The sequence below is a fragment of the Protofrankia sp. CiP1_Cm_nod1 genome, assembly GCF_920888515.1.
In the GTDB taxonomy this organism is placed as follows: Bacteria; Actinomycetota; Actinomycetes; order Frankiales; family Frankiaceae; genus Protofrankia.
Genome location: NZ_CAKKTM010000150.1, coordinates 1 through 12,774, shown reverse-complemented (window position 1 = coordinate 12,774; position 12,774 = coordinate 1). Strand labels below are relative to the sequence as shown.

At 69.2% G+C, this 12,774-nt stretch carries 12 protein-coding genes, 1 tRNA gene and 1 pseudogene; 3 read left to right on the top strand and 11 right to left on the bottom strand.

Annotation, left to right across the window (positions count from 1 at the left end; genetic code table 11):
• The first annotated feature begins 306 nt into the window (after positions 1 to 306).
• Positions 307 to 1,143 (top strand): undecaprenyl-diphosphate phosphatase, encoded by an 837-nt coding sequence (locus tag NBX02_RS07440; protein ID WP_250282896.1) that lies wholly within the window; start codon positions 307 to 309, stop codon positions 1,141 to 1,143.
• A 55-nt stretch (positions 1,144 to 1,198) separates the two neighbouring features.
• On the opposite strand, the gene NBX02_RS07435 is transcribed toward NBX02_RS07440, so the two are convergent.
• From NBX02_RS07435 to NBX02_RS07425, 3 genes are all read right to left on the bottom strand, one after another.
• Positions 1,199 to 1,825 carry a polysaccharide deacetylase family protein gene (locus NBX02_RS07435; protein WP_250290586.1) on the bottom strand — a complete coding sequence of 209 codons (627 nt, stop codon included), beginning with the start codon at positions 1,823 to 1,825 and terminating at the stop codon, positions 1,199 to 1,201.
• 490 nt (positions 1,826 to 2,315) lie between these two features.
• Complete coding sequence (locus NBX02_RS07430; protein WP_250290584.1) at positions 2,316 to 3,203, bottom strand: hypothetical protein; 888 nt, start codon at positions 3,201 to 3,203, stop codon at positions 2,316 to 2,318.
• 150 nt (positions 3,204 to 3,353) lie between these two features.
• Positions 3,354 to 5,441, bottom strand: coding sequence for a TerD family protein (locus NBX02_RS07425; protein ID WP_250282859.1), 2,088 nt, complete (start codon positions 5,439 to 5,441; stop codon positions 3,354 to 3,356).
• 159 nt (positions 5,442 to 5,600) lie between these two features.
• Between NBX02_RS07425 and NBX02_RS07420 the strand changes: the two genes are divergently transcribed.
• Positions 5,601 to 5,930 carry a hypothetical protein gene (locus NBX02_RS07420; protein WP_250282857.1) on the top strand — a complete coding sequence of 110 codons (330 nt, stop codon included), beginning with the start codon at positions 5,601 to 5,603 and terminating at the stop codon, positions 5,928 to 5,930.
• A 555-nt stretch (positions 5,931 to 6,485) separates the two neighbouring features.
• On the opposite strand, the pseudogene NBX02_RS22990 reads toward NBX02_RS07420, so the two are convergent.
• The 7 genes and pseudogenes from NBX02_RS22990 to nadD form a co-directional block, all read right to left on the bottom strand.
• A pseudogene (locus NBX02_RS22990) lies at positions 6,486 to 6,633 on the bottom strand (helix-turn-helix domain-containing protein); the annotation flags it as partial.
• Positions 6,634 to 6,645: 12 nt separating this feature from the next.
• Positions 6,646 to 7,050, bottom strand: a complete 405-nt coding sequence (locus tag NBX02_RS07415) for a type II toxin-antitoxin system VapC family toxin (RefSeq protein WP_250290581.1) — start codon at positions 7,048 to 7,050, stop codon at positions 6,646 to 6,648.
• Between the two features lie 6 nt (positions 7,051 to 7,056).
• Positions 7,057 to 7,254: a hypothetical protein gene (locus NBX02_RS07410; protein ID WP_250290580.1), complete on the bottom strand. Its 198-nt coding sequence runs from the start codon at positions 7,252 to 7,254 to the stop codon at positions 7,057 to 7,059.
• Positions 7,255 to 7,424: 170 nt separating this feature from the next.
• Positions 7,425 to 7,498: transfer RNA gene (locus tag NBX02_RS07405), tRNA-Ala, on the bottom strand.
• 115 nt (positions 7,499 to 7,613) lie between these two features.
• Positions 7,614 to 8,357, bottom strand: coding sequence for a histidine phosphatase family protein (locus tag NBX02_RS07400; RefSeq protein ID WP_250285487.1), 744 nt, complete (start codon positions 8,355 to 8,357; stop codon positions 7,614 to 7,616).
• Entirely contained in the window at positions 8,354 to 8,761 is a 408-nt protein-coding gene (gene rsfS / locus NBX02_RS07395; RefSeq protein WP_250285489.1) for a ribosome silencing factor, read from the bottom strand. The genes NBX02_RS07400 and rsfS overlap by 4 nt, the downstream gene beginning before the upstream one ends.
• Positions 8,762 to 8,951: 190 nt before the next feature.
• Complete coding sequence (gene nadD / locus NBX02_RS07390) at positions 8,952 to 9,626, bottom strand: nicotinate-nucleotide adenylyltransferase (protein WP_445548309.1); 675 nt, start codon at positions 9,624 to 9,626, stop codon at positions 8,952 to 8,954.
• A gap of 427 nt (positions 9,627 to 10,053) precedes the next feature.
• Between nadD and pgm the strand changes: the two genes are divergently transcribed.
• The gene (pgm, locus tag NBX02_RS07385) at positions 10,054 to 11,721 is read left to right on the top strand and encodes a phosphoglucomutase (alpha-D-glucose-1,6-bisphosphate-dependent) (protein WP_250290577.1); all 1,668 of its coding nucleotides are present in this window, start codon (positions 10,054 to 10,056) and stop codon (positions 11,719 to 11,721) included.
• Positions 11,722 to 12,016: 295 nt separating this feature from the next.
• Here the strand turns inward: pgm and NBX02_RS07380 are convergent.
• The coding region (locus NBX02_RS07380) for a DUF4349 domain-containing protein (RefSeq protein WP_250290575.1) at positions 12,017 to 12,774 on the bottom strand (758 nt) is incomplete at its 5' end.

The following is a 12,774-nucleotide window of genomic DNA, read 5'->3' as shown; positions in this document are numbered from 1 at the left end:
GCTCACTCCCGCGGCCCATTCCCGCGTCCCATTCCCGCGTCCCATGCTCGCGTCCCATGCTCGCGTCCCATGCTCGCGTCCCATGCTCGCGTCCCACTCCCGCGTCCCACGCTCGCAGCCCACCCTCGCGGCGGAGCGGCCCGCGTTCACATGCTCCTCACATGCGCGACGCCCTATCGTTGTCGCTCGTCACATGCGGACCAGCCCAGGTGACGAGCGACGAGGCGGAGCTCATACCGTGTGACCGCCAGCAACTCGGTCGTGCGGGCATGCCGCCGCACCTGGATCATCAAGGATTTCGACCACGTGAGCGTGATCAGTGTCGGGCAGGCCGCCGTCCTCGGTGTCGTCGAGGGAGTCACGGAGTTCCTCCCGATCTCCTCGACCGGACATCTGAAGATCACCGAAGGGCTGATGGGGATACCCGTCGACGACACGTCCGTGGTCGGCTTCACCGCGATCATCCAGGTCGGCGCGATCGCGGCCGTCCTGGTGTACTTCTTCGCCGACATCCGTCGTTTCGCCACCGCCTGGGCTCGCGGCCTGGCCAGCCCGCGAGCCCGGCAGAACCCGGACTACACCTTCACCTGGTGGGTGATCTACGCGACCATCCCCGTCGTCCTCGTGGGGCTCGCCGCCAAACCGCTGATCGACGGGCCACTGGCGTCACTGTGGGTCGTCGCCGGCTCGCTGCTCGCCGGCAGCGCGCTGATGTGGTTCGCCGACGGCTTCGGACGTCACAAACGGGGCGAGGACGACATATCCCTCTCCGACGCCATGGTCGTCGGATCGTCGCAGATCCTCGCTCTGCTGTTCCCCGGGTTCTCCCGTTCCGGCGCCACCATCTCCACCGGGCTGATCCGCGACCTCGACCGGGTCGCGGCCACCCGGCTGTCGTTCTTCCTGTCCATCCCGGCGCTGACCGGCGCCGGACTCTACGAGCTCAAGGACGCCGTCGGCGGCGGCGTGTCCGTGCCGTCCGTCGCCGTCGGCACGCTGGTGTCCTTCGCCGTCGCCTACGCGTCCATCGCCTGGCTGCTCAGATACATCGCCGGGCACAGCTTCAACGTGTTCGTCACCTACCGCGTCGCCGTCGGCGTGGCGCTGTTCGTGCTGCTGGCCACCGGAGCCCTGCACGCCTGACACGGGCGCACGGGCGCACGGGCGCACGGGCGCACGGGCGCACGGGCGCACGGGATCAGACGAGAAGATCGCTTACTGACACCGGGACCAGGCCTGCCGTACGCAGGTTCGTGACGATGCGGGCAAACGCGGTGACGGTTCCCGGGTAGCCGAAGTGCATGCTCACGACCGAGCCGGGCCGGACGCCGGCGCGTACCCGCGCGACGACGGCGTCGGCTCCAGGGGAGGTGTAGTCAAGCGGGTCGACGTCGAAGTCCACGACCGTCCGGTAACCCGCGGCACCGGCCTCGGCGAGGATCAGTGGGGTGGCGGTGGAGGTGCCCGAGGGCCGGAAATAGCGGCCCTCGCCCGGAGCCAGCCGGGCCAGGACGTCGCGGCATCCGATGATCTCCGCCGCCACCAGGTCGGCTGGCAACGCCGTCAGTACCGGGTGGGAGTACGTGTGGTTCGCCAGTTCGTTGCCAGCCGCCAGGATGACGGGAGCAAGATCGCGATGCTCGTCCAGCCACCGTCCGACCGCGAACACGGTAATCGGGACCGAGAGTTCGGCTGCCTCGGTGAGCAGCCGATGCGCCAGGGAGAGATCCTGCTCCGCCTCGTGCGGGCCGAGATGGAAGGTCAGCGCCACCTGGGGACGGTCCCGCGGTCCGTGGGCGACCGCTGTCGCGGCCCCTCCCGGCATCAGCCCAGGTCCGGGAGGGGCCGCGGTGGCTGCCGCCCCTGAGCTGACGGGGCGGGCCGCGGCGGCAGACATCCCTGCCGACGCCGACGCGGGTGGGCTCGACCCACCGGTGGCGCAGGCCGCCAGCCCGGCGGCCGTGAACGCCGTGCCAGCGGCGGACAGGAACTGGCGACGCGATGATCGTCCAGCAACGCTCTCAGGCATGCGAATCCGATCCGGACGCTGGGGAGGTCCGAGTGTGGCGCCGAGCCGCGCCCAGGATATCGACGGGAAATTTTATGACAAAAGCTACTCAGCATGACGCCGATCCGCCAAGGATCCGGTGAAGCAGTCAGGACAGTTCCTGGGCCCCGACGCCGCGGCACAACCGGCGGATCAAGGTGAACAGGGTGTGTCCGCGCCTTCGACGACTCGGCCGCTGGGGTGTGTCTGATGGATGCTGGTCGATGTGGGCGCCGCCCGCGCGATCGAAACATCCGTCAGACACGCCCTAATCGACCTCCGCCCGGCTGAACCACGACCGAGCCTGCCGGGGAAGGCCCGGAGCCTTCACATCATCGTTGCTGCTGCCTCCACCGCCGACGGCGGCGCTCTCGACGGTCTCGACGGTCTCGACAGCGCCGCGTTGGATGCCGCCGCGCGTCACCGTCAGACAGCCGACCAGTACGACGATCACAATAAGGGCGGCGAGGGCGACCAGGCCGTCACCGAGACCGACGCCGGACCTTCCGGCCGGCTTGCCGAGCCAGTCTGCGAACGAGGCGCCCAGCGGCCGGGTCACGACATAGGCGGACCAGAAGGCGACGACCTCACTCAGGCCGAACCGCCACCAGGCGGCCGCTGGCACCAGGATGACCACTGTGAACAGGATGGCCGAGGGCAGATAGCCGAAGTGCAACGAGTCCGCGGTGAGATCGCCCAGCGCGGTGCCCAGCGCGAACGTCACGAGCACGGTCAGCCAGTAGTAGGTCTCCCGGCGGCGGGTCACGATACTGTGGATCGACAGCGTTCCCTCACGCCGATGCCATGCGTACAAGACGGTCGCGAGGAGCACGACGTAAAAGACCGTCGAACCGATGTGGCCGACGGGCGGCCCGTCGGCGGCCATGGTGCCGAACACCGCGACCATCATCACCGCAAACCAGTAGACGGGAGCGGAGTAACTCCGGGCCCGGAACTGCAGCCAGAGCCCGAGTGTGAAGCCGAGGATGCCGACCGCGCCCGCAAGCACCAGGCTGAGGTGCGCGAGATAGTCCGAGGTCGCCTCGCCCATGCCCGTTGTCAGAATTTTGACGACCCAGAACAGCGCCGTGATCTCCGGGACCTTGGGGGCGATGGGCTCCCGACCGTGGGTCCGGCTGTGCGAGGAAGAAGGCATCGGTGTCTTTCCGGGTCGGCGACAGGGACGTTTCAGCGCTGCCGCAATACACCACACCGTTCATGTGACGGACGTGTGAGCGCATGCCGCGGCTCGAACGTCCATGACCGTCCCCACCGTCGCGAAACCAGCCCCCGAGTTTGACCCGGCCTATCTTTTCTCGGTTGAGGCGCCAGCACCATTGCCCGATGCTGGGGCGGCATCGGTAGAGTCATGCCATTCACGCAGGTTCTGTACCACCTCCTCGTAGAATTTCTCCAGTGTGTCCACCACCGATGTGACGAATGTACCTTTCCCGGCGCCACGTTTCGCACCAAGAGGAGCACTCAGGGAAATACGAAAGGCCCGAATCTCACAAGCCGAGCCAGTGATTAAAAGCTCCGGCTTCTGACGCACCAAGGCAAGAAGATCGGCTCGGGCAGCCTCTCGCGAACCTTGGTCGAAAGATTCAACCCGTAGATTCCCGTTTGCATCCGCGAGCTGCTTCATAATCCACTTCACTCGGGTGAGCGGCCGTCCTTGGCGAGGAGCGTCGATGCTGACCGAGCATCCAACCCGGCCCACACGCAGGTCCGCTGTCACAGTCACCGGGCCGACCGTTCCAGGGATCCGCAGCATCGTGGACAGGGTACCGTTCCGGCACAGTTCCTCGGCCAATGCATGCCGTCGCTGCGCCGCGTCCACCCGCCGGTTCAGGTGAGGGAGGACCTCGATACCCAGCAGCCCACCCAGGTGCAGGCACAAATAATGGGCAAGCTGATCGAAACGTTCGGCGACGGAAGGCAGTCCTTTATCCGCCGGTCGCAGCGTACCCACCGAGACACTGTCCCTCACAGCCACCCAGTGAGGCCCCATGTCGTCGAATTTGTCGGCGCCCGAACGTGGGTGGTCAAGGTACCGGAGGAACTCGGTGAGAATGTATTCTTGAGTGGCGTCCGCCACCGAGCTATTTTCGAGCAGAAGCTGGCAGCGGAATCTTATCTCTGCCCATGAAAGGTGATGAATGCCGACTTTCTTCGTTTTTCTCCCGTCGATCGCGACGGGGTGCCGTTCGTCCGCCGTTGTGATCAGGTTGGAGACGGTGATGACGGCATCGAATCGCTGTTCCCGAGCGATGTCCAGGTATGCCTCGACCTGCTCCGGGCGCAGTTCCCCCGTCCCGGTCTTCGCCTCGACCAGCGCCGTCCACGTACGCTGCCCCCGCGTCACCCGGATCAACCCGTCCGGCCGGTAAGGCTCGTCACCCCGGCTGAATGGAACCTCGATGAACGTCTCGACCTGGCCGGCGGGCGCCCCGAACCGGGTCGTCAGAGCGCGGCCGAACTCGCGCACGGATCCCACGACGGCGAGCAGAGCCGAGGTCGCACGCCGCTCCTGCTCCCCGGCTCCACCGATACCCGCCACCGGGAACAGCCTCGCCGACTGCCAAGCCTCCTTCGCATCCCCGGCATCCAACCGCCTCACCTTCGAGGCCGACAGCCGCCTCGCGGGCCTGCGTTTCTTCGTGGTCACCGTCTGGGTTCGCCGCTCCCTGGCCGGGGCTGGCGGGCGGGACACACTTGCCGGACCCACATCGTTGGGAGCATCTTGCACGGCGCTGGAGCCACCACTGACCGCGGAATCGGCGCCAGCGGGCGCCGCTGGCTCGGCGCGGCCGGGTGTCGGGCTTTCTTCCTCGTCAGCATCGACCTCGATGCCGTATTCGGTGACGAGTGCCGCCAGGCCGGTGTCGTATCCCTGACCGATCGCGCGGAACTTCCATTGCCCGGTACGGCGGTAGACCTCTCCGAGTACGAACGCTGTCTCAGTTGAAGCGTCCGTGACGTCGAAACGAAGCAGCTCCGTCGCGTCGGACCCGCGCAGCAGCCGCAGCCGCAGGTACTCCAGCCGCCCGAAGCCGTCCCCGGCCTCGCCGTCCAGGCTGGCGGCGAGCAGTACCCGTTCAACGCTGTCCGGGACGTCGTCCATGTCGACCTCAACGACGTCGGTGAAGGCCGTGTACCTCTCCTCCACACTGGAGGTCTTTCCACGGAGCCGGACCGCCCCACCCGCCCCGGACGGCTGGTTGTAGAAGACGAAATCGTCGTTTGACCGGACCTTGCCGTCGTCCCCGAGCAGGAGAACGCTCACATCCGCGTCAAGCGGATGCCCCTTCTCGGCAGCCCACTCAAGAATGACCGAGACAGAACCGATTTCGTCAGCCAGGGCACTGAGGGTGACGTTTCCCCCCTTGCGCATGGCCGCAACCGTCGCAGCGCACATACCGGGACCATATCCCCAAGACCTTGACCGGCAGAAAGCCCACTGGAATCACTACATCGGATCACTGTCGAGAAATCAGACACACAAGCGACACGCACTCTGCCGGCAGACAACCAAGGTTACCGACTGACTACCATGAGTGGTGAAGTATCGGACCAGCTCATCGTCGACCGGTACAACGCCGCAGCGAGCGAGGCGGCCGAAGGCTGCGATAGCACCGTCACACAGGCGACCAAGCTGGCGATCGAGACTCGGGACACCCTCATCCGTCAGGGAAAGCCGGTCACCATCCTCGCCATGCTGCGCGATGCCGCTCTGCGGGCGCATGAACTCGCCAAGGTGCGGGGCATCAACGTTCTCATCACCGACGTCGAGCGGCTCGCTGGCTCTTGGCCTCCACCTGGAAGCACCCTGCCCTGGGGCACCGCCCTTAAGAAGAGGGCGATTTGGGCCACTAAACCCTAATAGCACGCGACTGGGCGTCGATTTTGTAACGATCTTTAAGTGGGTTCGGCCTGTCCTGGCGCGGGTTGCGGACGGGTGCCGGCCAGTCGACGCGCCGGGTGCGTCCGGAATGCGCTAGATGCGGCAAAACTCCCGGTAGGACGCGGGTTGCTGAGACCTCACGTCGGAAACCAGGAGCTTCGGTGCCCCAGTCTGCTATGCCCGGCAGAGCATCTTCGGCCGGCTCACCAGCGAGACCGTCACCCAGGACCGGTACACCATCCTCGGCTACCTGCGCACCGCCACCCAACACGGCCACGACATGATGACCACCCTGCGTCAGGCGTTCACCGGCCAGCCCTGGATCCCGGACTGGCCCACCGCCCCCACCTGACCAAGCAGCACGCTCATCCACATCCCACACCGGAAGGCACCCGCCAACCGGCCATCACCCCACGCCACGAACCGGAACCCTCAGCACACCCGCTGAATGAATACCTCAATCGGCGGCGGTCGGTAAGCCACATGGGATTGTGTTCGCCGGCTCATGTCCGGACAGGCGTGCCAGAACGTCTCCTACGCCGCGGGACGAGGGACGACACGGACGTCGAGGTCGGCGTCGAACGCCTCGGCGAGCCGTTCCAGCACAGGCAGTGTCGGTACGGTGCCACCGGCCTCGAACCGCGCCACCGCCGACTGCGGTCATGCCGGCCGCACGGGCCAGGGTGAACGGCGGTTATTCCTCACCGAGAATCCGTAGACCGTGGTGATCCCTGAAGTAGGAGTAGTCCTTGAGGTTCAGGGTGGCGAGTGGCAGGTTATGGGTGAGGCAGCAGGCCGCGATCCACATGTCGTTGACCGGGCGGGGCTGTCCTGCCCGGGTGGCGTCCGCGGAGAGCCTGCCCCAGGTGGCAGCGACTGCCTCGTCGCCGGGCAGCACGGGGATTCCGGAAAGCCAGTCGGCGAGCTCCTGACGTCGGCGGCTGCCCCAGGCTCGCAGGTCGGTCCACTTGGTGAGCTCGCCAGAGGTCACGAAAGTGATCAATGGCCGACGGCCGATCAGGCGGATTGCCACGGGCCCGGTGAGCCTGCGCTTGTGGCTCAGGGAGGCGACGTCGGTGTCAAGGACGACAGGCTGCACGGCGGCTCAGGCGACGTCGCGCCTACGCTCGGCGTAGGTGAACGCGAGGAACTCGTCGAGCTCCTCGACGGAGTCGAAGGTGTCAGCAACAAGATCATCGATGGACAGAATGGGCTGGGTGCCCTTGGCGGCCAAGAGCTCTTCAACGGAGATCTGGGGACGCAGCGGCGGATACAGAGGACGATCAGCTTCCGGAGCACTCACAACGAGAACCTCCCCACTGACTCCCCCGCCCAACCAACCACCCCACCCTGCCCTACCCCCCCCCGGCCGGGCGAAGCCCGGCACCGGGGGTCCGGGGGTCGTCCCCCGGGTAGACATCGCGACCACCGGCGAAGCCGAACGTAGTTCGGCGAGCACGGAAAGTTAGCCCGTGGAGCTGAGGGGATTCGAACCCCTGACCCTCACACTGCCAGTGTGATGCGCTACCAGACTGCGCCACAGCCCCAGATGTGTTACCGCTACCCGCCCTGTTGCCTGTCTCCCCTGTCGTTCCCCCCGTACCGCTTGCCTGCTCTGCACACCTTACAGGTCCTGCCGAGTGCCCGTTCGGGGGGTCCCGTTCAGGAGGTACTCGGCGAGTGTACCGGTTCGATGTCGGGGGCGGTCGTGGCGTCGAGGGTGGACGGGGTGGGCGAGGTGGGGGAGGTGGGCGAGGTGGTCTGCGTGGGCAGGCTTGCCGACGGCGTCCGAAGATCTTCGCGGGGGGCGGCGGCGAGGGGGCCGCTGTTGTGCTCGAGCAGGCGGAACCGCCCGTGGGAGCGGCGCAGCAGCGACCATCGGCAGTTCCCCAGCGGGCCGAAGGCCCACCACGTCGACGGCGGTACGTCGAGCAGCCGGCCGATGAGGGCGCGGGCGGTGCCGCCGTGGAGCACCAGCACGACCAGCCTGTCGTCGCCGGGCGGCCCGCCGGCGAGGAGATCCTCCACGACGGCGATCGCCCGGGCGCCGACCTCCTCGTAGGTTTCGCCGCCGCCGCGGCGGACGTCCTCGCCGCGGTGCCAGGCCGCCGCCTCCGCGGGGAAGCGCTCCGCGGCCTGTCGCGCGGTCAGGCCCGACCACTCCCCCAGCGCGATCTCGCGCAGCCGGGCGTCCACCTGGACGGTCAGGCCCAGCTCGGCGGCGGTCGACCGGCAGCGCAGCAGGTCCGAGGAGACCACGACGTCCGGCGCGAGCGCGCGGACCGCCGGTGCCACCAGCCGGGCCTGGGCCCGGCCGGTGGCGTCCAGCGGCGGGTCGGCCTGCCCCTGGAACCTGCCCAGCTCATTCCAGGCGGTGCGGCCGTGACGCCACAGCAGGACCCTCACCGGCGGCCAGCGCCGGGGGCCGCCACTTCCACCCGGCGGGCGAGGTCACGGTCGGTGAAGGTGATCCGTGGGCAGTCCTTCCACAGCCGTTCCAGGTCGTAGTACGTCCGCTCCTCGCCGTGCTGCACGTGCACCACGATGTCGGCGAAGTCGAGCAGCACCCAGCGTCCCTCGCGTTCCCCCTCGCGGCGGACCGGCTTGGCGCCGAAGCCGCGCAGCCGCTCCTCGATCCCGTCGACGACGGCCTTGACCTGCCGTTCGTTGTCCGCGGACGCGACGAGGAAGCAGTCCGTGATGGCAAGACGCTCGCTGACATCGAGGATGACGATGTCGCGGGCGAGCTTGTCCGCCGCGGCCTGCGCCGCTTCGAGGGCGAGCTCGACGGCTCGCGGGGATGCGGTCACGAATACACCTCTCCGGGTTGGATGGTTGTCGGGCTCCGGTCGGTCGTCGGTGGATCGTCGGCCGGGACCGTCACCCGCGCTGGTACGGCCGGTTCATCCTCCGTTTCCGTCGATGACCGACCGGCTGGGCCGCGGGCGTGCGCCGGACCAGCCTGCGTGCTGCCTGTCCAGCCTGACACAGACAACACTTTCACGGGCCTGGATCTGCCCCACGCCGGCTATGCTGGCCCGCCGGACCGGTCAGGCCGGCCGGGCCGGCGGGATCGGTCCGACCGGCCGGGTCGTGTGGCCGGTACAGGCCGCTCTTGGCGATGAAACGCACCACCCCGTCCGGGGTGAGGTACCAGATCGGTGCCCCACGGCTGACCCGGGCCCGGATGTCGGACGACGAGATCGCCAGTGCCGGCACCTCCAGCAGGCTGACGGCGTCCACCGGCAGGCTCGCGTCGAGCTCGAGCTGGTAGCCGGGCCGGGTGACGCCCACGAAGTGGGCCAGCCCGAACAGCTCCTGGACGTCCCGCCAGCTGAGGATCTGCGCCAGCGCGTCCGCGCCGGTGATGAAGAACAGCGTGGCGTCGCCGCGCTGGCGGCGCAGGTCACGCAGCGTGTCGATGGTGTAGGTCGGCCCGCTGCGGTCGACGTCGATCCGGCTCACCGTGAAACGAGGGTTACCCGCCGTCGCGAGAAAGGTCATGAGGTATCTGGCCTCGGCCGGCGACACCTCCCGGTCGGCCTTCTGCCACGGCTGCCCGCTGGGGACGAAGACCACCTCGTCCAGGTCGAACAGGGCGGCGACCTCGCTGGCGGCCACCAGGTGGCCGTTGTGCACCGGGTCGAAGGTCCCGCCCATCACACCGAGCCTCACGAACGGACAGTAACCGGAGCACGGCGTGGTTTCGACATCTCGCCGGATGTATCACATCTGACGGCGCCCGTCAGGACCGCTGTCACACACCGGGCCTGACGAGCGAAGAAAGCGAGGAGACAGCGCATCGGGACGGACGGGCGCCGGACCCGCGGCAGACCACGGGAACGACGCTTGCGGGCACCGTGCGGGACAACCGGGTGCCGGCGGGAAAACCACGGGTGCCGGCGGAAAACCCGGGTGCCGGCGGAAAACCCGGGGGTCAGCGGGAAAGCCGGGGGCGGCGGGAAGTTCGGCAGCCACCGGGAAGCGGCCGTGACCGTGCCCCGCCGCAGGCCCGCTAGGCTTGAAGTGTCGCAACCATTTTGGGCTGGCCGTGACCGGTTGCCCGTGCCTGCCACTTCTTCCGCCCGAGGGGGCCCGCCTGATGCCGCCCAGTCCGCTCGCGGGCCGGCCCGCGCCACCCGACATCCTCATCGACGTGGACGCGCTGCTGGCCGCCTACCACGACGAGCATCCCGACCCCGCCGAGGCCTCCCAGCGGGTCGCGTTCGGGACGTCCGGGCACCGCGGATCGTCACTGCGACGCTCCTTCAACGCCGACCACATCGTCGCGGTCACGCAGGCGATCTGCGAGCACCGCGCCGCGCACGGGGTGGCCGGGCCGCTGTTCCTCGGCATCGACACGCACGCCCTGTCCGCGCCGGCCCGCGACAGCGCGCTGACGGTGCTGGCCGCGCACGGGGTGGACGTGCGCGTCGCCCCCGGCGACGAGGCCACCCCCACCCCGGTGATCTCCCACGCGATCCTCACGCACAACACCGGCCGCGGGGCCGTCGGCCAGGCCGCCGCCACCCGGCCGGGCGGGACCGCGGACGGGATCGTCGTCACGCCGTCGCACAATCCCCCGGCGGACGGCGGGTTCAAGTACAACCCGCCGAACGGCGGGCCGGCCGACACGACCATCACCTCCTGGATCCAGGACCGCGCGAACGCCCTGCTCGCCGACGGGCTGCGCGGCGTCCAACAGGTCTCCCTCGAGCGGGCCCGGGCCGCGGCCACCGTGCACGACTACGTCTCGGCCTACGTCGACGACCTGCCGTCCGTGATCGACCTCGACGCCATCCGCGGCGCGGGGGTGCGCATCGGTGTCGACCCGCTGGGCGGGGCGAGCCTGGTCTACTGGCAGGCCATCGCCGAGCGTTACAAACTCGACCTGGACGTGGTCAACGCCACCATCGACCCGCGGTTCGGCTTCATGACCGTCGACTGGGACGGCAAGATCCGGATGGATCCGTCGTCACCGTACGCGATGGCCTCCCTGCTGCGGCTGAAGGACTCCTTCGACGTGGCGCTGGCCAACGACGCCGACGCCGACCGGCACGGCATCGTGACCCCGGCGGCCGGCCTGCTCAACCCCAACCACTACCTGTCGGCGGCCATCTCCTACCTGTTCGCGCACCGCGCCGACTGGCCGGGCGCGGCGGCGGTCGGCAAGACCCTGGTCAGCTCCAGCATGATCGACCGGGTGGCGGCCGGGCTCGGGCGCGGCCTCGTCGAGGTCCCGGTCGGCTTCAAGTGGTTCGTGGACGGGCTGGTCGACGGCTCGCTCGGCTTCGGCGGGGAGGAGAGCGCCGGGGCGTCGTTCCTGCGCCGCGACGGCCGGGTCTGGACCACCGACAAGGACGGCCTGATCCCCTGCCTGCTCGCCGCGGAGATCACCGCCGTCACCGGGCGGGACCCGGGACGCCTGTACGAGGAGCTGACCGGCCGGTTCGGCGCGCCCGCCTACCGCCGGGTCGACGCGGCGGCGTCCCCCGCGCAGAAGAAGATCCTGACCTCCCTCACCCCGGCGGACCTCGACGCCAGCACACTCGCCGGCGAGCCGGTGCGCGCCGCGCTCTCGCACGCCCCGGGCAACGGGGCTGCGATCGGCGGGGTGAAGGTCGTCACCGAGAACGCCTGGTTCGCAGCCCGGCCGTCCGGCACCGAGGACGTCTACAAGATCTACGCGGAGAGCTTCCGCGGCCCCGAGCATCTTGAGACGGTCCTCGCCGAGGCCCAGGCGGTCGTGGACGCCGCGCTGCGTCGCTGAGGTTCTCCCCCCACGGCATCGCGGCGTCGCCGAGGCCCCCGGCGTGGCCCCCCCGTGTCGCCACGCCGGGGGCTCCGGGGCGTCTCTCCCGCCCCGGGACCCGCCCCTGGCGTCCCCCGTGTTGTCGCGCCGTGCTGCCACACCGCCGATTGCCCTGTATTCCCGGCCCCTGTTTGTTGGCGCCGCCTGGCGACGCTGCGGAGCCACAGGTTCCGGCTTCTTTCTGTCTCCTGGTCTGACGTCCTCGGTGTGACGTCGGTTGTCCTGCGGCAGTTGGCGCTTACGGTGTCGTGGCTTACGGTGTCGGTGTGCCCGGGGCGGTGGGCGTCCGGGTACGGGTGCGGACCCGTCGCAGGAGGCGGTAGCCGGCGAAACCGGCCCCGGCCAGCAGCCCGACCAGGACGATCGGCCCGATCAGGCCGACGATCACGGCCACTCCGCCGGTGAAACGGTCCCAGGACAGCCGCAGCGCCCCGGTCAGGCCGTCGTCGTCGTCCGGGTCCGGCCTGGTCGTGACCGCTCCCCGCTCGCTGATCCGTATCGTGAGGGTCGCGAGGTCACTGGCGTCGGCCAGCACCTGGCGCTGCCCCTCGAGCTGTTCGATCCGTGCCTGCACGTCGTCGATCCGCTGCTGGACGGCGAGAACCTCCCCGATCGAGCCGGCCTTGCCCAGCAGGGCCAGGTAGGTGTCGCGCGAACCGCTCAGCGCCTTCAGCCGGGCCTGGAGATCCACGTACTCGCCGGTGACGTCCTGTGAGGAGACGGTCGATGCCCGGACCTCGCCGGCCTTCCCGACCTGGCCGCGCAGGTCGTCGAACGACCTGGTCGGCACCCGCAGGGTGACGGTCGCGCGCTGCTGGCCGTCGTCGGAGGCGCCCGGGGTGCCGGCGCTGTCCAGCGAGGCGAGATAGCCGCCCAGCCCCTGCGCCGCCGTCGAGACGGCGGTGACCGCCGCGTCGACGCCGCCCGGACGCACCTGAAGCGACATCGAGCCGGTCCGGACGATCCTGGGCTCGGCTCCGGCCGGCCGGGCCGGGTCGGCGGCCCGCGCCG

Coding starts and splice junctions, on each gene's coding strand:
- NBX02_RS07425 (WP_250282859.1), bottom strand. CDS start 5,441: ATGCGCAAGGGGGGAAACGTCACCCTCAGTGCCCTGGCTGACGAAATC.
- pgm (WP_250290577.1), top strand. CDS start 10,054: ATGCCGCCCAGTCCGCTCGCGGGCCGGCCCGCGCCACCCGACATCCTC.
- NBX02_RS07420 (WP_250282857.1), top strand. CDS start 5,601: ATGAGTGGTGAAGTATCGGACCAGCTCATCGTCGACCGGTACAACGCC.
- NBX02_RS07435 (WP_250290586.1), bottom strand. CDS start 1,825: ATGCCGGGAGGGGCCGCGACAGCGGTCGCCCACGGACCGCGGGACCGT.
- NBX02_RS07430 (WP_250290584.1), bottom strand. CDS start 3,203: ATGCCTTCTTCCTCGCACAGCCGGACCCACGGTCGGGAGCCCATCGCC.